Origin of the sequence: Methylobacterium aquaticum (assembly GCF_001043915.1) — a bacterium.
Taxonomy (GTDB): Bacteria; Pseudomonadota; Alphaproteobacteria; order Rhizobiales; family Beijerinckiaceae; genus Methylobacterium; species Methylobacterium aquaticum.
Window position 1 is genome coordinate 1 of sequence record NZ_LABX01000088.1, and the last position, 21,936, is coordinate 21,936.

Below are 21,936 nucleotides of genomic sequence, written 5' to 3' on the forward strand. Positions count from 1 at the left end.
CTCGTGCGCCGGGCGGGAGAGGGGACGCGGCGTCCGGAGAGGTCGCGACCGTCGTGGACAGGCGCCACATCCCGCACTGTCGCGCTGCCCCTCTCCCGGCCGACTCTGCCGGCAACCCTCCCCGACAGAGGGGCGAACGGGTGTCCGGGGACAGAACCCGACAGCGCGGCCGGACGCCGCCGATCAACGATATCCACCGCCATGAATACCCCCACCGACAGCCGCCTCACCACCTGGCGCCGCGCCATCGCCACCCGTCTCGGCCCCTTGCGCCATCTTCCCGCCCTGTTCCGCCTCGCCGTCGCGACCGATCCGCGGCTCGCGGCGGCGAGCCTGAGTTTACGCCTCCTGCGGGCCGGGCTGCCCGCCCTGATGCTCTACGTCGCCAAGCTCGTCGTCGATGCCGTGGTGGCCGGGCGCGCCGGGCCGCCGCCCGCGGCGGGATGGCTCGCCGATCCGCGGCTGCACCATGTCGGGATCCTGGTCGGGATCGAACTCGGGCTCGCCGTCGCCTCGGACCTGCTCGGACGGGCGACGGCTTACGTCGACGGAGTGCTGGCCGAGAAGGTCGGCAACGCCACGACGCTGCGCCTGATGGCCCATGCCGCCGCCCTCGACCTCGCGCAGTTCGAGGACAGCGCGGTGCAGGACCAGCTGGAGCGGGCCCGGCGCCAAGTTGCCTGGCGCTCGAACCTCATCGGCCAGTTGCTCGGCCAGCTCCAGGACCTCGTCACCGCGGCGACGCTGGCGGTGGCGGTCGGCACGATGCTGCCGGGGCTGGTCCTGCTCCTGGTGCTCGCCCTGATCCCGGCCTTCCTCAACGAACTGCACTTCAACGCCCGCGGCTACCGCCTCGCCTGGCGCCGCAGCCCGGACCGGCGCGAGACCGATTACCTGCGCTACCTCGGCGCCGACGCGCACAGTGCCAAGGAGGTGAAGCTGTTCGGCCTCGCCTCCCACCTCGCCGAGCGGTTCCGCGATCTCGCCGGCCGGCTGCTCGCCGAGAACCGGGAGCTGGCGCGGCACCGGGCGCTCGCCGGCGGCGCCTTCGCGAGCCTGGGCACGCTCGCCTATTACGCCGCCTACCTCGTCATCGCCGGGGAGGCGCTGTCCGGCACGCTCACGGTCGGCGACCTCACCTTCCTGGGCGGCGCTTTCCTGCGGCTGCGCGGCCTCGTCGAGGGGCTGCTCCTCGGCGCCTCGCAATTGCTCGGCCAGGCGCAGTATCTCGACGACCTGTTCTCGTTCTTCACCATCGCGCCGACGATCCGCTCCGGGACGCGGCCGGTGCCCGAGCGCCTGCGCGAGGGGTTCGTGTTCGAGCAGGTCGGCTACCGCTACCCGGGCGAGAGCCGCTGGGCGGTGCGGAACCTGTCGCTGCGCATCCAGGCCGGCGAGGTGGTGGCCCTGGTCGGCGAGAACGGGGCCGGCAAGACCACGATCGTCAAGCTCCTCGCCCGCCTCTATGCGCCCACCGAGGGGCGCATCCTGCTCGATGGCCGCGACCTCGCCGAGTACGATGTCGACTCCCTGCGCGCCCGCATCGGCGTGATCTTCCAGGATTTCATGCGGTTCGACTTCACGGCGGGCGACAACATCGCGGTCGGACGCATCGCGGTGCGGGAGGACCGGGAGGGCATCGCCGCGGCGGCGCGGCGGGCGCTGGCGGATGCGGTGATCGAGCGCCTGCCGGGCGGCTACGACCAGCGCCTCGGCCGGCGCTTCGAGGACGGGGTCGAACTGTCTGGCGGCGAGTGGCAGAAGGTGGCGATCGCCCGCGCCTACCGGCGCGACGCGGCGATGCTGGTCCTCGACGAGCCGACGGCGGCCCTCGATGCCGCGGCGGAGGCCGAGATCTTCCGCCGCTTCGCCGATCTCGCGGCCGGGCGCACCGCGCTCCTCATCTCGCACCGCTTCTCCACCGTGCGCCGGGCCGACCGGATCGTGGTTCTGGCCGAAGGCCGCGTGCTGGAGGAGGGGACCCACGCGGAGCTGGTGGCGCGGGGCGGGCGCTACGCCGAGCTGTTCGAGCTTCAGGCTGCCGGGTACCGCTGAACCGCCGGGGCGGCTCGCCCCGGCGGCGGCTCGTCATCGGCACGGCCGGTTCAGGACTCGCTCTCCCGCTGGGCCCGGTCGCGGTCGAGCTGGTGGAGCAGTTCGGCGAGGCGCGGGTCGAGCCCCTCGTCGAGGACGGGTTCGTACAACGCCTGGAGGTAGCGGCCGAGCCGCTCCCGGCTCGCCGCATCGAGGGTCGGGCTGCCGCCCTGCGGCAGGCGGGACCCGGACGGATCAGAATTGGGTGCGATCATCGGTCCTACATTTGGCATGCGGGGGCGGCGGGCAAGCCGTTCCGGATTCAAGCTTTCGCGGGTCGACGCCGATCGTCGCCTGTCGTTCCACCCCGGTCCACCCCGAAGCGGGACGGTTGGAGGCGAGACAGAACTGAGCTTTTACGGTACTGTTGCCTGGGGGCAACCGGAGGGATCAGATCGATGCGCTTCACCGTCCCGCTCATCCTCGCCTGCGGCCTCGCCGCGCCGGCTCTCGCGCAATCCGGCCGGCCACCGGCGCTCCTCATCCACGGCAATTATTGCGGGCCAGGCAACAACGCGCCCCTGCCGCCGATCGACGCCCTCGACGCGGCCTGCGCCCGGCACGATGCCTGCTGGCCCCGCGGCGGCCTGCCCGCCGCGGCGTGCAATGCCCGCCTCCAGCGCGAGGCCGAGATGATCGCCCGCGATCCGTACCAGCCCCGGGACCTGCGCGACGCGGCGGGCTTCGTCGCCTTCGCGGCCGGGCTGATGCCGTCGCGGCCGCAGGTGGCGGCGGCCCCGACCGTCGTGGCGCCGTCCTTCGATCTGCCCTCCACCGGATCGGTCGGGCCCGCGATCGACGAGGACGACGAGTAACGGACGCCGTCAGAGAGCATAGGACACCCCCGTCAGCGCCTCGGAGAGGGTCCAGAGCCGCGCCGCCGCCTCGCGGTCGGCGGCATGGGGCTCGATCGTCGCCGGGGCCGGATCGCCGCGGATCTCCCACAGGCCGTCCGGGCCGACATAGCGCCCGCCCTCCGCTTCCGGCGCCGTGGCGGCGTAGAGCAGGGGCAGGGCGCCGCGCGCCGCCGACTGGCCGATGAGCCCGAGGAGGCCGGCGCCGATCCGCTCGGCCAGCCGCCCGGCCCGGTCGCCCCGCCGGGCGATGGCCGTCGCGGCGATGCCTGGATGGGCCGCGACCGACCGGACCGAGGAGCCGGCCGCCCGCAGGCGCCGGTCCAGTTCGAGGGCGAAGATCAGCATCGCGAGCTTGGTCTGCCGGTACGCGCTCTGCGGCCCGTAGCGGCGGCGCAACTGGAGGTCGTCGAAGGCAATGCGTCCCGAGCGGTGGGCGATGCTCGCCACCGCGACCACCCGGGCCTGCTCGCTCAGGCTCGGCCACAGCAGGCCGGTCAGGGCGAAATGGCCGAGGTAATTGGTGGCGAGCTGGCGCTCGAATCCGTCCTCGGTCTCCTCGCGCCGGGGCACCGCGGCGATGCCGGCATTCAGCAGCAGGATGTCGATCGGCCGCCCCTCCGCCCGCCAGGCCGATGCGAAGCCCCGCACCGAGGCGAGGCGTGCGGTGTCGAGAGGGCGGCTGTCGACGATCGCCCCCGGATGCGCCCGGCGGATCGCCGCCGCCACCGCCTCGGCCTTGCCCAGGTCCCGGGCGGCGATCACGATTTCGGCCCCGGCCCCGGCGAGCGCCAGGGCCGCCTCGTAGCCGATGCCGCTCGTCGCGCCGGTGACGAGCGCCCGACGCCCGGCCTGGGGCGGGATCAGGGCTGTGGTCCAGGGCATCCGCGCGCCTCCTTCGCTGTCGGGCGAGTTCCGAGATGGGCGAGTTCCGAGATGGGGAAGCGCTCCCCGGTGGGAAGAGGGTGGGGGCGTGGATCGAACCGTGTCTCTTGCACGTTCCTTGCCTGCCCGCCCCGGCATCCCGGCCTCGACTGGCATTGCACGTTCAGATTGCGTAGACTCATTGATAAACCAGAGGGCGCGAGGGACCCGCATGATCGGCCGGCTCATCTCCACCCGGCGTCCGCAGACGCTGCCCGAGGATCGCGACGGGGCGCCAGAGACAGTTCTGGCCGCCCCGCCGGAGGAGATCGCGCAGTTTGCCCCGATGGTGCCGCTGGCGCCTCCCCGGGCGGTCAACGACGATCCCGAGGGGGCGCTGTGCGATGTGGTCGAGGCGGCGTTGCGGGGCGCCGGGTACCTGCGGGAGCCGCCGGTGGCGTGAGGCAACCGGCCTGAATTGTCCCAAGCCCGGACGTCTAGGCCCTCGGGCTTGACGAACACGCGAGAACGGAAGCAAAGGTCGTTGTCGCCGACCGTTGATATGACTGGATATCCTCGGACTTGACCACGATCCAGTTCTTGTCCGCGGTGACCGGCAGGCCGTTCTCGGCCTGGTCCGCGGCAGCGGTCTTCTGCATCGCGTCGATCTCGATGCGGGACTTGGCCTTGCGGTCGACCCACAGCCGCAAGCTGCCCTTGGGTCGACCCCATGGAGCAGCATGGGGCCGTCGCTCTTCGGGTCGCTCTTCGGCGTGTCGCCCGCGACGAGGGCGGCCTTCTTCCACGGGGCGATACAGGTGAGGATCGCCGCGTACTTGCCGACGAACCAGGTCGCCGGGGCCCACAGCTAGGGTGTGATCTCGAGCGGCATGTTGGCCTTCGGGTCGAGGTCGGCGGCGTTCGCCTGACCGATCAGGCCGAACAAGGCGAGGCCGAGAAGCCAGCGAGGCGAACGCATCATGGGAGGACCTCCTGATGGTGGCGCACAAACACCCCTCGCTTCGCGCTCAGGCGGCTCAGCTCATCGGTCCGCGTCGTCCAGATGACCGCGCAATGGAACCGATGATTCTGGATGTCGCTCAGCCGAGGCCGTGAGTGACGCCCCCATACGGTCGAGGTGTTCCCGTGCCATGACACGCGACGTCGTCGCGGTCCTTGCGCGAGCCGTCGCCCTATCCTAGGTCAGCCGCTGTCCGGCGGCCCGGGCCATCGCCTGCCACGTGGCCGGGGGGCGTCGCTGCCCGGACCCGGATGCGATCGGCGATCCTCGCGGCCCTCGGGAGGGTCGTCGCCTCCTCAGGCTTGCATGGGCGGGCCACCACGTCGTCCGCAGAGGTCCTTGCTGTGCTGCCGATCGCTGCCGCAAAACCGGTCGCCATCGTGGCCCAAACTGCTTAGGCTCCGGCCCCCGCGCCGGTGGCCGCGAGCCCCGGACGGCGGGAACGGGAGTGAGTGAATGAGCCAGCGCCCCGCCGCGCCCCCGGTCCGGATCGAGGCCGACTATCTCCTCGAGACCGCGAGCGATCCCCGCCGGGTGGCGGAGACGATGGCCGGCGAGCAATCGAGCGGCACCTTCCTGCCGGTGCCGGGCGAGACCCCGGAGCTCAAGGCCCGCGCCGCCGCCCGGGTCGAGCGGCTGGAGGTGCTGGACGAGACGATCGCCGCGCCGTCGCTGCCGACCACCGCCGCCATCGATCCCGCCGCCTTGCGCCGGGCCCGCGTCACCCTGTCCTGGCCGATCGAGACTCTCGGCCCCTCCCTGCCGAACCTCCTCGCCACCCTCGCCGGCAACCTGTTCGAGTTGCGGGCGATCACCGGGCTGCGCCTTCTCGACATCCGGTTGCCGCAGGCTTTTGCCGAGGTCTATCCGGGCCCGCGCTTCGGCGTGGCCGGCACGCGCCGCCTCACGGGCGTCGAGGGGCGGCCGATCATCGGCACCATCATCAAGCCGAGCGTCGGGTTCGGGCCCGACGAGACCGCCGCCTTGGTGCGGACCCTGTGCGAGGGCGGCATCGACTTCATCAAGGACGACGAGTTGCAGGCCGACGGGCCGCATTGCCCGTTCGAGGCGCGGGCGCGCGCCGTGATGCGGGTCGTCAACGACCATGCCGAGCGCACGGGCAAGCGGGTGATGGTCGCCTTCAATCTCACCGGCGAGATCGACCAGATGCGCCGGCGCCACGACCTCGTGCGCGATCTCGGCGGCACCTGCGTGATGGCGAGCCTCAATTCGGTCGGCCTCGTCGGCATGATCGAACTTGCCCGGATGAGCGAGTTGCCGATTCACGCCCACCGCAACGGCTGGGGTTATCTCAGCCGCCATCCCCTGCTCGGCTGGTCCTACGTCGCCTGGCAGAAGATCTAGCGGCTCGCCGGTGCCGACCACATGCACGTCAACGGCCTCGACAACAAGTTCTCGGAGGACGACGACAGCGTCGTCGCCTCGGCCCGGACCTGCCTGACTCCGCTGTTTCCCGACAAGCCGTGCCTCACCATGCCGGTCTTCTCGTCGGGCCAGACCGTGCGGCAGGCGCCCGGCACCTACGCGGCTTTGGGCTCCACCGATCTCATCGTCACCGCGGGCGGCGGCATCGTCGCCCATCCGGGCAGCCCGGGCGAGGGGGTGGCGGCCTTCCGCCAAGCCTGGGAGGCGGCGGTGGCGGGCCTTCCCCTGACCGACCACGCCCGCACCCATCCGGCCCTGGCCCAGGCGCTGGAGGGGGCAGCATGAGCCTGCGCCCGCTCCCCACCGGCCCTCTCGTCGCCTTCTACGGCGACGACTTCACGGGCTCCTCGGCGGCGATGGAGGTGCTGGCCTTTGCCGGGCTCGAGACGGTGCTGTTCCTCTCGGCCCCGAGCGAGGCGCGCCTGAAAGCCTTCCCGGGCGCCCGCGCCATCGGCATCGCCGGGGTGGCGCGCTCGCAGCCGCCGGCCTGGATGGACCGGGAACTGCCCGCGGCTTTCCGGCTTCTCGCCTCGCTCGCCGCGCCGGTCGTGCATTACAAGGTCTGCTCGACCTTCGATTCGGCGCCGCATGTCGGCTCGATCGGCCGGGCCGTCGAGATCGGCCGCACCGTCATATCCGACGACTGGACCCCGATGGTCGTCGCCGATCCGGGCATGGGGCGCTACCAGAGCTTCGGCCACCTTTTCGCGATGGCGGCCGGTCGGGGCTACCGCCTCGACCGCCACCCGACCATGGCCCGCCACCCGGTCACGCCGATGGACGAGGCCGATCTCGGCCGCCACCTCGCCCGCCAGACGGCGTTGCCGGTCGGCCTCGTCGACTTCGTGGCGATGAAGCGGGGGGAGGGCGACGCGGCCCTCGACCGGGCGCGAGGTGAGGGCGCCGCGATTGTCTCCCTCGACGTGCTCGATGCCGAGACCCTGGCCGAGGCCGGCCGGCTGATCTGGGCGCGGGGCGGACGCCCCGTCTTCGCGGTCGGATCGCAGGGGGTCGAGGCCGCCCTCGTCGCCCATTGGCGCGCCGCCGGCCTCCTGTCCGCGGCGCCGCCGGTCGCCCGGTGCGGCCCCGTGGAGCGGATCGCCGTCGTATCCGGCTCGGTCTCGCCGACGACGGAGGGCCAGATCGCCCACGCCCTCGACTGGGGCTTCGCCGGCTTTCGCCTCGACGCCCGTGTGGTGGTCGACGAGCGGGCCTTCGCGCGGGAGATCGGCCGGGTGGTCGAGGCGGCGGCCCGAGCCCTCGGCGAAGGCCGCGATCCCCTGGTCTACAGCGCCGCCGGTCCGGACGATCCCGGCGTCGCCGCCCTGCGGGAGGCCGTGGCGGCGGCCGGCCTCGATCCGGTCGTGGCGAGCGAGCGGCTCGGCGCCGGGCTCGGGCAGGCCCTGCGGGACATCGCCCGGACGGGCGGCCTGACCCGGGCGGTGATCGCCGGCGGCGACACCTCGGGCCATGCCGCGATGCAGCTCGGCATCGACGCGCTCACCGCGCTCAGCCCCGTCGATCCGGGATCGCCGCTCTGCCGCGCCCACGGCGCCGACACACCCCTGGATGGGCTCGAACTGGCGCTGAAGGGCGGCCAGGTCGGCCGGCCCGACTTCTTCTCGGCCGTCAAGCAGGGCGGCCGCGCCTTCTCGTGAGGAGACGACGACGCAGCGGCCCGCAGGCACGGATCGCACTCGTCCGTTCCTCTCGACCTGTTCTACTGGATTTCACAGATTCGACACCTTCAGTGTCATTCCGGGCTCCGCTGCGCAGACCCGGAATGACACTGAAGGTGTCAATATTGTTCAGTCCGTCAAAGGGGCTCTCATGTCCCGAGGACGACGCCTTCCGCCTCTCGGGGGGTCAGCTGCACGCCGCCGCCACCGCGGCCGACCACGGCGAGGCGACGTCGCTGCACCCTGTGGCCTCGCCGTCCGCCACCTTGATGAAGTTCGGGCAGGCGAAGTTGATCGGCAGGACGCCGTGCTCCACCACCGTGAGCGGGCCCGCTCCGGCCAGGGCATCCTGCACCTCCCGCGGGAGCCGGGCATCCGCGGTGGTGCCGTCCGGGCCCGAGACGTCGATGCGGGGGCTGTGGGCCGCCGCTCCCGCCTCCATGCCGAAATCGATCAGGAAGGCGAGGGTCTGGTAGACGCTCGCCAGGATGCGCCGCCCGCCCGACGCGCCGGCGGCGAGGCGCGGGCCGTTGCCCGTCCGCGGCGTGACGATGACCGGGCACATGTTGCAGAGCGGGCGCGCGCCCGCTGCGATCGGGTTGGCGCTGCCGGGCCGGGGATCGAACCACATCACGCCGTTGTTCATCAGCACCCCGGTCGTCGGCAGCACGACCCGGCTGCCCATCGAGGAGAGCAGCGTCGTCGTCAGCGACACCAGCATCCCGTCCCGGTCGACGACGGTGAGATGGGTCGTGCAGGTGTCGCCCGGCTCCTGAGCGGCGGCACCCAAGCCGGCGGCACCCAGGCCCGCGAGGCGGCGGGCATAGGCGTCCCGCAACACGGTCGAGAGCGTGGCAAACCAGGCGGCGTCCGGGCCGGAGGAGGGGAGGGCGGCGTCCGCCATGCCGGCGACGACCTCGGCCAGGGTCGGCGCGGCGGTGAGGCCGCCCGCAGTGTGGACGAGGTGGTCGTCCCGCCACGCGATGGTCGGCGCCTCGCGCAGCACCGCGCGGCAGCCGGCGAGGTCCGCGCCATCGACGACCCCGCCGAGGGCCGCGATGTCGGCGGCGAGGTCGCGGGCGATCCCACCCTCGTAGAAGTCGCGCAGGCCAGCCTCCGCCAGCCGCGCCAGCGTGTCGGCGAGGCGGCCGAGGGGCCGGAAGCCGGGCGTGCCCTGGTAGGGCGGGACCGGCGGCAAGCCATCCGGCAGGTAGATCCGCGCGCTCTCCTCGTAGAGCCGCAGCACCGAGGCCGAGGAGGCGATCTTCAGGGTGGTGAACCAGTCCTGGGCGAGGCCCCGGCGCGCCAGCGCGAGGGCCGGCGCGAGAAGCTCCGCGACGGGCCGGCCGCTGCCGAACGCCTCGTGCAGCGTCGCGTAGCCGGCCACCGCCGAGGGAATGCAGAACGAGAGCGGGCCGTGGACGTTGCGGTCCCCCTCCACCTCCGGCCAGGTGAACAGGTCGCGCTTCTCCCGCCCGGTGAGGGGGTAATCGGCAGCCGTCGTGTTGCGGCTCGACACGGGCCCGAAATCGACGACCGTCGCCCGTGCGGCACCGGCCGGCAGCACCAGCGCAAAGCCGATGCCGCCGAGGCCGCTGTTCCACGGCTCGACCGCCGCGAGCGCGAAGGCGGTGGCGACGGCCGCGTCGGCGGCGTTGCCGCCCGCTTCGAGGACCGCCGCCCCTGCCTCGGCCGCTTCCCGGTTCTGCGCCACCACGAGGCCGCCCCGCCCCGACGCGACCGGCTTCGTCACGGTCCAGGTCTGCGTCCGATAGGGCATGCTGTCGTGAGCCGGCATCCGCGTGTCCTCCCGAGAGCCGGCGATCCCGCGGCCTCGCGCCATCGTCCGAGGATGACCGGTGGGCGGCGCCCCGCCAAGGGGCGCCGCCGCAAGGGCGGTGCCCCTGCCATGCAGGCGCAAACGCGGGCCTGAGCGAAGCCGATCTCCGCATCGCGAAGCGATCAGTCGGAAATCGTATGACAACATTTAACAAGATTGCGTTGGCAACGGGGGATGCGGCATACTTGTCGACAAGCGGCCGGCCGACGCCGACGCGCCGGGACGTCAGGGGACCTCATGCCATCGGCCGCACAGGGCATCGTCGACGCCGAGCCGGACCAGGCCGCACGCCCGTCGCGGCTCGCCGACGGCGTCTATCACGGCATCCTGTCCGAGATCGCCGGCGGCACCTATGGCGAGAACCAGAAGCTGCCGAGCGAGAACGACTTGGCGGCCCGCTACAAGGTCTCGCGGCCGGTGGTCCGTGCAGCCCTGGAGCGGCTGCGCCGGGAGAACGTCATCGTGTCCCGCCAGGGCGCCGGCAGCTTCGTGCGCGGGCGGGGCCGGGTCCCGGCCCTCGGCTACGCGCCGGTGGAGAGCGTCGCCGACATCCAACGCTGCCACGAGTTCCGCCTCACCATCGAGCCGGAGGCGGCCCGCTACGCCGCGCGCCGGCGCAACGCCGCGGCCCTGGACCGGATCGGTGCCGCCCTCGACCTGATGACCACCGCGACGCGCCAGCAGCAGCACCGCGACGATGCCGATTTCGCCTTCCACCTGGCCATCGCCGAGGCGGCGAACAACCATTACTACAGCGTCTCGCTCCGGGCTCTGCAATCGCACATCGCCGTCGGCATGACGATCCACGGCCTGGCGCTGCTCGGCCCCAATTCCGGTCTCCAGGGCGTGCTCGACGAGCACCGCGCCATCTTCGCGGCGATCCGCGATGGCGACGCCGAGACCGCCCGCGACCGGATGCATCGCCACATCTGCTCTTCGCGCGACCGGCTGTTCGAGGGACGGATGCTGGATCTGTCGCTGTAGGCGAAGGGCTCGCTCGGCCAGCGCAACGGGAACGCGGCCGCGGGCAAATCCGGTCAGGCCTCGTCCGGGCGCCGATGCGGGACGCGGCCGGTCTTTCTCTCGCCTATCCGTGCTTCTGGCAGAATCTGATCCGGTTCCCGAACGGGTCGTGCACCTCCATCTGGTCGCCCCAGGGCAGCCGCTCGAGGCCGGGCCGGCCGTAGCCGTCGTTCTTCGCGATCAGCTCCGCGTGGAAGTCCCGCACGCCCGCCATCCAGACGAACGCCGTCGATCCGGGGCTGGCATCGCCGTGATGCTCGCTGAGATGGAGGTCCAGGCCGGCCCGCTCGACGGCCATGTACATCGGTAGTGCAGGCTCGTGACGGTGTTCGAGCGTTACCGCGAAGCCCAGGAAACCACAGTAGAATTCCCGGGCTTTCGCCACGTCGACGATGCGCAGGATTGGAATCGCTTGACGGAAGGCGATGCGATCCGGCCGGTCCTCGTCGAGGAGCGCCGCGGCCGTGTTCCAGTCGCAGCGGTCGAGCGTCGCCGCGACGATTTCGAGGCTTTCGCCATGCGAGAGGTCGATCTGGCGGCTTGCCAGGGCGGATCGCAGCCGCCTCGCCATCGTCTTCGCTTGGTCGCGTGTCGGCATGGTCGTCCCTTGCGCCGGCAACGGGTCGTCGGGGCTCGCATGGCCGATCCGTCGCCGGGCGGAGGGTCCGGGGCCGATCCAAACGCGGCGCCTTCACCGTATCCCCGGGGGACGCGAGCGGCTGGCGCACCTGCCGACGCCGACATTGTCAGGGACGTGCCGCCGACGCAATCGGCGCAGCAGCCCCCCGCTTGACAACCCGGCCCCTTCTCCCGTACCGCATAACAAATTTACAACAAATCTGGCACTTGTGCGGGTGCCGAAGGGAGAAACGGGCATGCAGGATGCCGGCGGATTGACGGACCGGCTCATCCCTTGGTCGGATGCGTGAACGCCCTCTTGCCCAACATCCTCTTGCCCAACATCCTCCTGCCCAACATCCTCCTGCCCAACATCCTCCTGCCCGACATCTTCTGCCCAGTTGAGGACCAGGAGTCCGGCGGCATCGATCGGCGTGGCCGCCATCGCGGCGGGGCTCTGGCGGTGGCGCGGCCCGGCTCGCCCCGGGACATCGCCGAAGTTGCCAGGTTGTCAGACAGGGTCGGCATGGCAGTCGTGTGTCAGGGCGGCAATCGCTCGTGTTCGGGCCTGGCCTTCCCGGGGGCCGAGATCCGCACCCTGTCGGGCGACGTCACGCCGACCCTGGCCGACCTCGCCTCGATCAGCGGCATCCAGACCTTCGCCGCCAACCTCGCCGGCCTCGCGCTCACCACCTGCACGGGCGTGATGGTCGGCATCACCAACGGCTCGTTCGTGATCCCGCTCGCGGCGGCGGGCTGCCTCAGCCTCGTGGGCGCCGCTGCCTGCCTGTTCCTCGTCGGCGAGATCGCCCCGCTCAAGCCCAAGGGCGACGACGAGGAGGGCGGCGAGCCCGCCCCGGCCCTGGCGACTGGCCGCGCGTGACACCGATGCCGATCCTGCGCCTCCTCGCCGACGACCTCACCGGCACCCTCGACACGGCGGCCGGCTTCACCGGCCTCGTCGGGCCGGTGGAGGTCGCCTGGGTCGGCGCCGCGCTGCCGTCGAGCGGCAGCCGTGCCCTCGACACCGGCACCCGCGAGCGCGGCACGGCCGAGGCGGCCTGGATCGCCGCCGGAGCGGCCCCGATGCTCGCGGGCGCCGACCTCGCCTTCAAGAAGCTCGACAGCCTGCTGCGCGGGCCCTGGGCGGCGGAGCTTACCGCCTGTCTCGGCGGATGGCGTCACGCGATCGTCGCGCCCGCCTTCCCCTACCAGGGCCGCCGCACCGTGGCGGGCCGGCAACTCGCCCGCCGGGGCGAGGACTGGGAGGCGGTCTCGGGCGACATCGCCGAGGCCCTGCGGGCAGCCGGCGTGCCGGCCCGGCGCGCCGCGATCGCGGACGGGCTCGTCGAGGGCGTGGCCGTCTACGACGCCGTGGACGACGACGATCTCGACCGGATCGCCGCCCTCGGTCGCGGCGCATCGGTCCTGTGGTGCGGCAGCGGCGGTCTCGCCGGAGCGCTCGCGCGCGGCACGCCCGCCCCCGGCGGCGGGCGCCTGCATGGCCCGGTCCTCGGCCTGTTCGGCTCGGACCGGGCGGAGACCGAAAGCCAGCTCGCGGCCTGCCCGGAGCAGCGGCTGGTCCTGACCGAAGGCGAATCCGCCTTGCGGGTCGCGGACCGGCTGATGGCCGATGGCGTCGCCCTCGTCAGCCTCGCGCTCGCCCCGGGCACTGCCCGGGACGAGGCTGCATCCCGCATCGCCGCCGCCTTCGGGCGCCTCGCCCGCGCCTTGCCGCCGCCCGGTACCCTGGTCGTCGCCGGGGGCGAGACCCTGAAGGCCCTCTGCCTCGCGCTCGGGGCCGACTCCCTGGTCGTCACCGGCCAGGTCGCTCCGGGCCTGCCGCGCTCGCGAATGTGCGGCGGCCTGTGGGACGGCACCGCCATCATCTCCAAATCCGGGGCGTTCGGCACGCCCGCCGTCTGGCGCGATCTCCTGCGCGAGAACGGCCTCATTCACGAAAGGACCTGCGCGTGACCCGCCACCTCGCCATCACCATGGGCGATCCCGCCGGGATTGGCCCCGAAATCATCGTCAAGGCCGCCCACAAGCTGCGCGACCGCCTGGCCTCGGGCGCCCTGAAGCTCGTCGTCATCGGCAGCAACCCGGCGCTCCAGCGGGCGGAACGCACGCTCGATCTCGGCGTCGAGATCCCGGAGGTCTCCGACGATGGCGACTGGCCGGCCCTCTGCTGCCTCCAGGCCGATGCCGAGGGCGCGCCGATCGAGCCGGGCCGGCTCAGCGCCGATGGCGGCCGCTTCGCCTTCAAGGCGATCGAGCGGGCGGTGGGCCTGGCGCTCAATGGCACGATCGGCGGCATCGTCACCGCGCCCCTCAACAAGGAGGCGCTGAACCTCGCCGGCTACCACTATGCCGGCCATACCGAGATGCTGGCCGCCCTCACCGGCGTGCGCGGCTCGGTGATGATGCTCGCCCACGGCAACATGCGGGTGAGCCACGTCACCACCCATGTCGCGCTCCAGGACGTGCCCAAGCGCCTGACCCCCGAGCGCCTGCGCCTCGTCATCGATCTGACCCATGCGGCGCTCAAGGGCATCGGCCTGGACAAGCCGCGCATCGCCATCGCGGCGCTCAACCCGCATGCCGGCGAGGGCGGCCTGTTCGGCCGCGAGGATATCGACGTCAGCGCCCCGGTGATCGCCGAGAAAGTGGCCGCCGGCCTCGACATCGTCGGCCCGGTCCCGGGCGACACGGTCTTCGTCAAGCTGCGGGCCGGACAGTACGACGCGGTGGTCGCGATGTACCACGACCAGGGGCACATCCCGGTCAAGCTGCTCGGCTTCGAGGTCGACCCCGAGACCGGCCGCTGGGTCGATCTGTCGGGCGTCAACATCACGCTCGGCCTGCCGATCATCCGCACCTCGGTCGATCACGGCACCGCCTTCGACATTGCCGGCCGCGGCATCGCCAACGAGCGCAGCCTGATCGAGGCCATCGAATACGCCGAGCGCCTCGCCGCCAACGGCGCCATCACGAACAGGAGCGCCGCGTGAACCCGCTCTTCTCCCCCATCGGGATCGTTCGCCCCGACATCGCCTTCGGCTCCGGCACCGAGATCGGCCGCCGCTGGGCCGCGTCATCCGGCCCGCGGAGGTCGCCGCGGCTGTCGCCTGTTTGCTGTCGCCGGAGGCCGCCGTGGTGACGGGCGGGCGAGTTGGTGAGCCGCGGCGGCAACTCGCCGTGAGGGAGGCCGCGCCGTGGCGACGGCGCGGCATGCCTCAACCCTTCTTGTTTCAGCCTTCCTTGGCGTCGGTCTTCCGCGGCCGCCCGCGGCGGGCCGGCGTGGCCGGCTCGACCTTCGCTTCGGCCTGGGCCCGCTGCGCGGCGGCGCGCTCGCGCCGGATCTGGCCGAGGCCGAGGCTCTTGGCCAGCTCGGAGCGCTGGGCCGCGTAGTTCGCCGCGACCATCGGGTAGTCGTAGGGCAGGCCGAACTTCTGGCGGTATTCGTCCGGCGTGTAGCCGCGCGTCGTGAGATGCCGCTTCAGGCTCTTGTATGGCTTGCCGTCGAGGAAGCTCGTGATGTGGTCCGGCGTCACGGATTTCCGGATTTGGGCGGCGGTGACTTTGTGGTCCTCCACCGGCTCGGGCGCCGGTTGATCGAGGCCGACCAGCGTTGCGTGTATCGATGCAATCAGGCCGGGCAGATCTGCGGCCGGAACGTTGTTGTTTGACACGTAGGCACCGACGATGTCGCTCGTCAGCTCGATCATCGGAGAGGTGAGGGCGGCCGATTCGTCCATTGTATTCTTCCTAATAAACAACCGCTCCCGTGATGGGCGCCGGCCGTTCCACGGTCAACCGGCAGGGTTGAACAACCAACCCATAAAAGCGCCCGATCGGCCGATTCCGTGGTGAATAATTTTGTGATGACGGGGTAAAATGAGGTCATCCGAGGGTTGGCCTATGCAATGCGTGGACCGTGATGGTCGTTCGGCCGGCTCGGCGCGGTGCTCTGCCTGGGGTGTGCGGTCCATCTTTCGTCGGTGGGTGGTCCTCGGACGCTGTCCCGGCACGTGATGCGCCGTTCCCCGGCACCGTCTCCCGATATGGCCACGCTCGAACCGAAGGCGGGGAGCGGCGTTCGGTGACCGGGGACGTGCGGGAGCAGCAACCATGGATGTCGAACGGAAGTCGGGGCGGTCCGGGCGGGTCGTCGAGGTCGGGATCCGCGGGCAGGCCCGCTATGCCCGGATGGCGAGCGGCGAGACGATCTGGTGGGGCTCGGAGGAAGACGTTCCGGACCGGGTCGCCCTGGCGGCGGCGGCCCTGGGCGCGGCCGCCGAGCCCGGCCGCGCGACGGAGCGCGACCGCCTCGCCCATCGATAGAGAGGGTGATCCGGCGGCCTTCGACCGTCGCTGCCGCGGTATCGACCCGCGGGCCTCTTGCTGGCCTCTCGCGGGTGGCGTCGAGGGCCGAGACGAGCCTCCGGCCACCCGCGCCCCGAGCGCGGCGTGGCTGAGGGGGGACGTCGTTGCGGGGAGAGGGTTGGCAACGCGACCATCAACTCCCTATATGGGCGTCATGGCAGACAACACTTCCACTCCCTACACCATCGAAGTTTCCCCCATCACGAAGCCGGCCGGCCAGTATCAATGGGCGATCCGCCGGAACGGCAAGCTGATCGAGCGCTCCGATCGCCCGCATCCGACCGAAGCCAAGGCCGAGGCCAGCGCCCTCGCGGCGGTCGAGCGCACCATGCATTCCGCCACCAGCGGACGGTGGTAATCCGGCCGGCGAACCCGCCTGGTCGGTTCGGCGGGGCGGATGCGCCCCGCCGGCTTGCGGCGTGATGCCGGCGTTGCCGCCGCTTCCGCCCGATCCTCCCGCCCTCGTGCGGAACGTCTCGGTCGCGCCCTGTGACGCGGCAACCCTGGCGCGCCTGCGCGCGCCGCCGACGGCCGACGACGAGGCCGTCTTCCTGACGTGCAGCCTGCGCCTGGCGCCCGACGATCACGTGCGCAAGCGCATCGTGATCGAGGGCTCCGCCGCGTCCGGCCTGACACTCGATTGTGCCGGCGCCACCCTCGGCAGCCCGGACGTGCCGGCGCATCTCGGCGCCTACACGATCGCGATCCGCTCCCGGCCCCCGACCCGACCGGGCGAGCGGTGGGACCGCCCATCCGACATCCGCATCCGCGACTGCACGGTGTTCGGCCATGTCCGGATCTGGGGCATGGGTGAGAACGGGCAGGGCCCCCTCCTGCGCGACTCCTCGCACAGCCTCGGACACACCGAGCGGGCCCAGGCCGCCGCTCCGACGGGCGTGACGATCACCGGCACGACCATCGTCGCGGCCGGGCCGATCCCGCTCTATGTCGGACCCGGCGTGACCCGGCTCACCCTCCAGGGCTCGCGGCTCGCCGGGCGCTCGGTCTCGACGGCGCTCTACCTCGATGCCGAGAGCGCCGAGAACCGCATCGACGACAATATCATCGAGACCGAAACGGAGCGCGAGGCCGTCGCCGTCGACGGCTCGGCGCGCAACCGCCTCACCGGCAACCGCTTCACCTTGCGGGGCCAGGGCGGCGTGCGCCTCTACCGCAATTGCGGGGAGGGCGGCACGGTGCGTCATCAGACGCCGTCGGACAACGTGATCACCGGCAACCGCTTCCGCACCGGCGGCCTCTTCCCGGCTGCGGCGATCGTGGTGAATTCCCGCAACGGCTGGCGGTTGACCTGCGGGGAGGATGCTGGCTATCCGTTCGGCAGCAGCATCGACAACGCCGATCACGGGACCGGCAACGTGGTGGCGCCCAACACCGTCGAGTGATGCGCAATCCCGGCGCTCGCGTCCGGATTGCGTCGGAACTGATCCTGGGGACTCGTCCGGCATGGCGGCGCTCCGGGCCGCGGCGTCGTGTCGCTGTCCCGAAGAGATCGTCCCCCGCTCCCCCTCACGCCTCCCGCCGGACCAGGGCGACGACCTCGCGGCGATCGCCCCCAGGCGTCCACCGGTGCGACCCGCGCCGATGCGTCGGCGCATCCCCACCTGACACAAGGGCATCGGGCAGAGGCCGGATGCGAGACCCCGGCTTCGTTGCTCAAGACGTGGTCATCCGGTGCGGAATCTGTCTCCAGACATGACGAAATCAGCGGCAATGCTGCGGCGCAACACATGATTCTCCCAGGGGAACTTCGCCGGTGTCGTCTTCGCGGCAAAAAACGTCGCAGCCGGACAAGCTGCCGGGCCTGTGCCGGCTAGTTTTTCACAATACAAGGTAAAGCTACTGGTTTCCGAACAGTATCGATCGGCGGGTCGCGCTGCTCCAAAGGGGTCATGAGCCTATGAGCCACATCGTTTTGGAGGGTATCAGCAAGATCTTCGGCCAGAAGCAGGCCGAGGCGGCGGATCTCATCCGGCAGGGCAAGCGCAAGGCCGAGGTCGCGGCGGCCTGCGGCGCGGTGGTCGGACTGTGCGACATATCGTTCGAGATCGTCGAGGGCGAGATCCTGACCCTGATGGGCCTGTCGGGCTCGGGCAAGTCCACGCTCCTGCGCTGTATGAACCGGCTCGTCGAGCCGACCTGCGGGAGCATCCGCGTCGGCGGCGTCGACGTGACGAAGCTCGGCCGCAAGGATCTGCTGGCGTTCCGCCAGAAGACCTTCGGCATGGTGTTCCAGCACTTCGCCTTGCTGCCGAACCGGACCATTCTGTCGAATGTCGGGTTCGGCCTGGAGATCAAGAACGTTCCGGCGGCGCGGCGGACCGAGGCGGCGATGCACGCGATCGAGCTCGTCGGCCTCAAGGGCTGGGAGAGCAAGTATCCGCACGAGCTGTCCGGCGGCATGCAGCAGCGGGCCGGGCTGGCGCGCGCGCTCGCGGCCGATGCCGAGATCCTGCTGATGGACGAGGCGTTCAGCGCGCTCGACCCGCTGATCCGCCGCGACATGCAAGCCGAGCTGCGCGATCTCCAGCAGAAGCTCAGGAAGACCATCGTCTTCGTCTCGCACGACCTCGACGAGGCCGTGGCCCTGGGCGGCCGCATCGTGCTGATGAAGGATGGCGAGGTCGTCCAGATCGGCCAGCCCGAGGACATCGTGGCCCGCCCGGCGACCGAATACGTCGCACGCTTCGTCGAGCACATCGATCTCGTGGCGGTCATGCGGGCGGGGCACGTCGCGGATCGCGCCGCGCCGGTCCTGGCGCCCACCCTCACCGTCGCCGAGGCCCGGGCCCGGATCGCCGGCGAGGGTGGCGAGACCTGGCTCGTGGCGGACGAGGAGCGGCGCTTCGTCGGCCGCCTGCGCGCCGCTGCGCTCGCCGGCGCCCGGCCGGGGGAGACGGTTGCGGCCCTGCTCGATCCCGGCGCCGAGGCGGTGGCGGCCGAGCTGCGCCTCGACGGGCTCCTGGCCCGGGTCGCGGCCGAGGGCTGCGTCCCCGTCGTCGATCCGGACGGGTGCCTGATCGGCGGCATCACCAGCCGGGACGTGGTGCGGGCCCTGGCCGCGCGCCCGGACCTGCGCCACCCCGAGACCTCGACATTCCCCAAGCCGGCAGGAGCGGAGCGATGGACTGGAACGTCCCAAAATTCCCCCTCGACACGCTCAGTGACGAAGGTCTCGACTGGCTCACCGACCATGGCGCTTGGCTGACCCGGGCGGTCAGCCGCTCGGTCTCGGACTGGATCGACCTGCTGACCACCGCCCTGATCGCGGTCCCGCCCTGGATCTTCATCGGGCTCGCCGCCTTCGCCACCTACCGGATCGGCGGGCGCCGGATCGGGCTCCTGACGTTGTTCGGCCTGCTGTTCCTCTGGAACTTGCGGCTCTGGCAGGCGACGGTCGAGACCCTCGTCCTCGTCAGCCTGTCGACCCTCACGGCCCTGGTGATCGGCATCCCGGTCGGGATCTGGTTCGCCCTGAGCCGGCGGGCCTGGCGGATCTTCTCGCCACTCCTCGACATGATGCAGACGCTGCCGAGCTTCGTGTACCTGATCCCGGCTCTGCCGTTCTTCGGCCTCGGCGCCGTGTCGGCGTGCTTTGCCACCATCGTGTTCTCGGTGCCGCCGGTGATCCGCCTGACGGCCCTCGGCATCCGCAACGTGCCCGCCGAGCTGGTCGAGGCGTCCGACGCCTTCGGCGGCTCGACCACCCAGAAGCTGTTCAAGGTGCAGCTGCCGCTGGCGCTGCCGACCATCATGGCGGGCGTCAACCAGACGATGATGCTCGCCCTCTCGATGGTGGTCATCGCCGCGATGATCGGCGCCGGCGGCCTCGGCCGGGCGGTCTGGCAGTCGATCCAGCGGCTCGAAGCCGGGGCCGGATTCGAGGCCGGCCTCGGCATCGTGATCCTGGCGGTCATCCTCGACCGCTCGACCCAGGCGCTCGCCGCCCGCGCCCGGCCGCACGGCAGCGCGTGAGGCCCAAGGGCCGCCCCTTCGGCGGCTCCCCGACAAGGGTCCCGGCGCCTGCGGGCGCCGCGGCCGATCCCCCCCCCCTCCCGATCCCCCCAGCCTCCGGACAGACCAGACCATGCGCGCGACAGCCTTCGGCGTCATTCTCTGCCTCGCCTTCGCCCAGACCGCGGCCGAGGCCGCCGACAAGCAGGTGCGGCTCGCCTACGTGGAGTGGAGCGATGCGGTGGTGGCCACCACCATCCTCAAGCAGGTGCTCGAGGAGAAGGGCTACCAGGTGAAGGCGACGCCGCTCGCCGCCGCCGCGATGTGGCAGGCGGTGGCGACCGGGGATGCCGATGCGAGCGTCGCGGCTTGGCTGCCGGTGACCCAGGCCGCCTATTACGAGAAGCTGAAGAACCGCCTCGAGCTGATCGGGCCGAACGTCACCGGCGCCAAGATCGGCTGGGCGGTGCCCGCCTCCTCGTCGCTCACCTCGATCGAGGACCTGAAGACCAAGGCCGCCGAGGTCGACGGCAAGGTGATCGGCATCGATCCGGGTGCCGGCGTGATGAAGACCTCCGAGGCGGCGATCAAGGCTTATGGGCTCACCGTCAAGCTCGTCGACGGCAGCGACGCCACGATGACGAGCGCGCTCAAGGATGCCGTGCGCCAGAAGAAGGACATCGTCGTCACCGCCTGGACGCCGCACTGGATGTTCGCGCGCTATGAACTGAAATACCTCGCCGATCCCAAGAAGGTCTTCGGAGACGACGAGACCGTGAACACGCTCGCCCGCAAGGGCCTGAAGGAAGAGATGCCGGAGGTCTACGGCATCCTCAAGAAGTTCAAGCTCTCCATCAAGGACGAGGAAGCCATGATGGCGGAGAACGAGGAGAAGGGCGTCAAGCCCGCCGACACCGCCGCCAAGTGGATCGCCGCCAACCGCGCGACCGTCGATGGCTGGCTGAAATAAGGGCCGGGAGCCGAACCGTCATCGGTTCGCTCCTCTCTCCGGTCGATGCGAGACCGTGCCGGGCCGCGGACGCGGAGCCCGGGCGGGTCATCGGTCGAGGCACCAGGAGAGTCGAATGATAACCATCGGCCCAAGATGCTGACGCGTCGGGCCGATGATCCATCTCAAATTTTCGATACTGAGGCAAAGGCTTAGCGGAAATTGGAGAACGGCACCAAAAGTCGTTTTCTTTCGACCGTTGGTATGATCCCACCACTCGCCTCAGGAAAAGGCGAGAGGGTGGGACATTGCGCGTTGCGACGAGCCCGTGGCTCGCAAGTCTGCGCAAGCCTGTTCGACACCATGTGTGCTTCATGTCTGGCTGCATCAGGACAGCATGCGCAATCCTGCTTCCGGCCTTCGACACGGCCGGCGTGCCGGACTTGCCTGATCGGGCGCAGGCCGGCCGTCGCACCGCCGGTGAATTGCACGGTCGATGAGCAATCGTCGTCGTCGACGCATCTTTGAGCGCCGTCGTCTGACTGGTTTTTGCTCTTCTTGCTGCGAGTCTCGGCGCCTTGCGGTAGGGTCCGGCGGGGATGCCTGCGCGAGACGGGCGCCCGGAGGAGACGACCATGCACGAGATCGCACGGGTGCGAGGCGCGCCGTTGCCGCGCGCGGAGGAGCGCACCGCCTGGTGGGCCGCGATGCCCCTCGACCTCTGGGGGGCGGTGCTGGCGGTGATCGCCGCGGGTGGGCTGAAGCTCGCCGGGATCCTGCCTTGAGCCGTCCACCCCGGCGTTGCACTCCTGCCGGGGCGTCGCACTTTTGCCTGGGCGTCGCACTCTTGCCTGGGATTGCCGTTTCTGGTGGACGGCGATGGGGCTTGACTGACCAACGGGCCGTCGCGGGTTTCGGTCGATGCGCCCGTTCGGAGGCGAGGGGCAAGACGACGAGCGGCCTCAAGGCGCCGTTCCAGCGCCGGCGCGATCCCAAGAAGGCGATCTGCGCCGTGGCCGCCTCGGTGCCCATCCGCGATCGACCACAGGCTCAAGACCGGCACGGCTGACATCGATCCCTGACCCGATCCCGGCCACAAGGCTGCCCCGGCCATCCGCGCCGGCTTCGACAGGACGTCGAGACGGGTCCGGTGCGAGACGGGTCCGGTGAAGGAGGCCCTGCCCCGA

Annotated in this window: 21 protein-coding genes and 1 pseudogene; 16 read left to right on the plus strand and 6 right to left on the minus strand. The window is 71.3% G+C overall.

Going from position 1 to position 21,936, the window contains the following annotated elements; all coding sequences use genetic code 11:
* The first annotated feature begins 201 nt into the window (after positions 1 to 201).
* Positions 202 to 2,055, plus strand: coding sequence for an ABC transporter ATP-binding protein (locus VP06_RS12145; RefSeq protein ID WP_048464036.1), 1,854 nt, complete (start codon positions 202 to 204; stop codon positions 2,053 to 2,055).
* A 50-nt stretch (positions 2,056 to 2,105) separates the two neighbouring features.
* Here the strand turns inward: VP06_RS12145 and VP06_RS12150 are convergent, their stop codons facing one another.
* Positions 2,106 to 2,309, minus strand: coding sequence for a hypothetical protein (locus VP06_RS12150; protein ID WP_048464037.1), 204 nt, complete (start codon positions 2,307 to 2,309; stop codon positions 2,106 to 2,108).
* Positions 2,310 to 2,492: 183 nt separating this feature from the next.
* Between VP06_RS12150 and VP06_RS12155 the strand changes: the two genes are divergently transcribed.
* Positions 2,493 to 2,909, plus strand: a complete 417-nt coding sequence (locus tag VP06_RS12155; protein WP_048464038.1) for a phospholipase A2 family protein — start codon at positions 2,493 to 2,495, stop codon at positions 2,907 to 2,909.
* Positions 2,910 to 2,918: 9 nt separating this feature from the next.
* Here the strand turns inward: VP06_RS12155 and VP06_RS12160 are convergent, their stop codons facing one another.
* Positions 2,919 to 3,833: an oxidoreductase gene (locus VP06_RS12160; RefSeq protein ID WP_048464039.1), complete on the minus strand. Its 915-nt coding sequence runs from the start codon at positions 3,831 to 3,833 to the stop codon at positions 2,919 to 2,921.
* A gap of 211 nt (positions 3,834 to 4,044) precedes the next feature.
* Here VP06_RS12160 and VP06_RS12165 point away from each other — a divergent pair, with 211 nt between their 5' ends.
* Positions 4,045 to 4,275, plus strand: a complete 231-nt coding sequence (locus VP06_RS12165) for a hypothetical protein (protein WP_048464040.1) — start codon at positions 4,045 to 4,047, stop codon at positions 4,273 to 4,275.
* Positions 4,276 to 4,309: 34 nt separating this feature from the next.
* Here the strand turns inward: VP06_RS12165 and VP06_RS12170 are convergent, their stop codons facing one another.
* The gene (locus tag VP06_RS12170; RefSeq protein WP_048464041.1) at positions 4,310 to 4,522 is read right to left on the minus strand and encodes a hypothetical protein; all 213 of its coding nucleotides are present in this window, start codon (positions 4,520 to 4,522) and stop codon (positions 4,310 to 4,312) included.
* Positions 4,523 to 5,289: 767 nt separating this feature from the next.
* Between VP06_RS12170 and VP06_RS12175 the strand changes: the two are divergent.
* A pseudogene (locus VP06_RS12175) lies at positions 5,290 to 6,564 on the plus strand (ribulose-bisphosphate carboxylase large subunit family protein).
* Complete coding sequence (locus VP06_RS12180; RefSeq protein WP_048464042.1) at positions 6,561 to 7,937, plus strand: four-carbon acid sugar kinase family protein; 1,377 nt, start codon at positions 6,561 to 6,563, stop codon at positions 7,935 to 7,937. Before VP06_RS12175 ends, VP06_RS12180 begins: the two are co-directional and overlap by 4 nt.
* A 208-nt stretch (positions 7,938 to 8,145) precedes the next feature.
* On the opposite strand, the gene VP06_RS12185 is transcribed toward VP06_RS12180, so the two are convergent.
* On the minus strand, positions 8,146 to 9,756 hold the full coding sequence (locus VP06_RS12185) for a gamma-glutamyltransferase (protein WP_053081734.1): 1,611 nt from the start codon (positions 9,754 to 9,756) through the stop codon (positions 8,146 to 8,148).
* Positions 9,757 to 10,035: 279 nt separating this feature from the next.
* Here VP06_RS12185 and VP06_RS12190 point away from each other — a divergent pair, with 279 nt between their 5' ends.
* Positions 10,036 to 10,782, plus strand: a complete 747-nt coding sequence (locus tag VP06_RS12190) for a FadR/GntR family transcriptional regulator (RefSeq protein ID WP_048464043.1) — start codon at positions 10,036 to 10,038, stop codon at positions 10,780 to 10,782.
* A 103-nt stretch (positions 10,783 to 10,885) separates the two neighbouring features.
* Here the strand turns inward: VP06_RS12190 and VP06_RS12195 are convergent, their stop codons facing one another.
* Positions 10,886 to 11,419, minus strand: coding sequence for a glyoxalase superfamily protein (locus VP06_RS12195; protein WP_048464044.1), 534 nt, complete (start codon positions 11,417 to 11,419; stop codon positions 10,886 to 10,888).
* 327 nt (positions 11,420 to 11,746) lie between these two features.
* Here VP06_RS12195 and VP06_RS37155 point away from each other — a divergent pair, with 327 nt between their 5' ends.
* From VP06_RS37155 to pdxA, 3 genes are read left to right on the plus strand one after another with little or no spacing between them, the layout of a single operon-like run.
* Positions 11,747 to 12,322, plus strand: coding sequence for an FAD-binding oxidoreductase (locus tag VP06_RS37155; protein WP_197093190.1), 576 nt, complete (start codon positions 11,747 to 11,749; stop codon positions 12,320 to 12,322).
* Positions 12,323 to 12,327: 5 nt separating this feature from the next.
* Positions 12,328 to 13,416, plus strand: coding sequence for a four-carbon acid sugar kinase family protein (locus VP06_RS12205; RefSeq protein ID WP_048464046.1), 1,089 nt, complete (start codon positions 12,328 to 12,330; stop codon positions 13,414 to 13,416).
* The gene (gene pdxA, locus VP06_RS12210; protein WP_197093191.1) at positions 13,413 to 14,453 is read left to right on the plus strand and encodes a 4-hydroxythreonine-4-phosphate dehydrogenase PdxA; all 1,041 of its coding nucleotides are present in this window, start codon (positions 13,413 to 13,415) and stop codon (positions 14,451 to 14,453) included. Before VP06_RS12205 ends, pdxA begins: the two co-directional genes overlap by 4 nt.
* Positions 14,454 to 14,693: 240 nt before the next feature.
* Here the strand turns inward: pdxA and VP06_RS12215 are convergent, their stop codons facing one another.
* Positions 14,694 to 15,200 (minus strand): Ros/MucR family transcriptional regulator, encoded by a 507-nt coding sequence (locus VP06_RS12215; RefSeq protein WP_048464047.1) that lies wholly within the window; start codon positions 15,198 to 15,200, stop codon positions 14,694 to 14,696.
* A gap of 373 nt (positions 15,201 to 15,573) precedes the next feature.
* Between VP06_RS12215 and VP06_RS12220 the strand changes: the two genes are divergently transcribed.
* The 7 genes from VP06_RS12220 to VP06_RS37160 all read left to right on the plus strand — a co-directional run bounded on the left by VP06_RS12220 (position 15,574) and on the right by VP06_RS37160 (position 21,534).
* A complete protein-coding gene (locus tag VP06_RS12220) occupies positions 15,574 to 15,786 on the plus strand; it encodes a hypothetical protein (RefSeq protein ID WP_048464048.1) in 213 nt (70 codons plus the stop codon).
* Between the two features lie 196 nt (positions 15,787 to 15,982).
* Positions 15,983 to 16,186 (plus strand): hypothetical protein, encoded by a 204-nt coding sequence (locus VP06_RS12225; RefSeq protein WP_048464059.1) that lies wholly within the window; start codon positions 15,983 to 15,985, stop codon positions 16,184 to 16,186.
* Positions 16,187 to 16,259: 73 nt separating this feature from the next.
* Positions 16,260 to 17,231, plus strand: coding sequence for a right-handed parallel beta-helix repeat-containing protein (locus VP06_RS12230; RefSeq protein WP_197093192.1), 972 nt, complete (start codon positions 16,260 to 16,262; stop codon positions 17,229 to 17,231).
* A 515-nt stretch (positions 17,232 to 17,746) separates the two neighbouring features.
* Entirely contained in the window at positions 17,747 to 19,054 is a 1,308-nt protein-coding gene (locus VP06_RS12235) for a quaternary amine ABC transporter ATP-binding protein (RefSeq protein ID WP_048464049.1), read from the plus strand.
* Positions 18,970 to 19,821: an ABC transporter permease gene (locus VP06_RS12240; RefSeq protein WP_048464050.1), complete on the plus strand. Its 852-nt coding sequence runs from the start codon at positions 18,970 to 18,972 to the stop codon at positions 19,819 to 19,821. The genes VP06_RS12235 and VP06_RS12240 overlap by 85 nt, the downstream gene beginning before the upstream one ends.
* A 112-nt stretch (positions 19,822 to 19,933) precedes the next feature.
* Positions 19,934 to 20,770, plus strand: a complete 837-nt coding sequence (locus tag VP06_RS12245) for a glycine betaine ABC transporter substrate-binding protein (RefSeq protein WP_048464051.1) — start codon at positions 19,934 to 19,936, stop codon at positions 20,768 to 20,770.
* Positions 20,771 to 21,384: 614 nt separating this feature from the next.
* Entirely contained in the window at positions 21,385 to 21,534 is a 150-nt protein-coding gene (locus VP06_RS37160; RefSeq protein WP_197093193.1) for a hypothetical protein, read from the plus strand.
* Positions 21,535 to 21,936 lie beyond the last annotated feature (402 nt).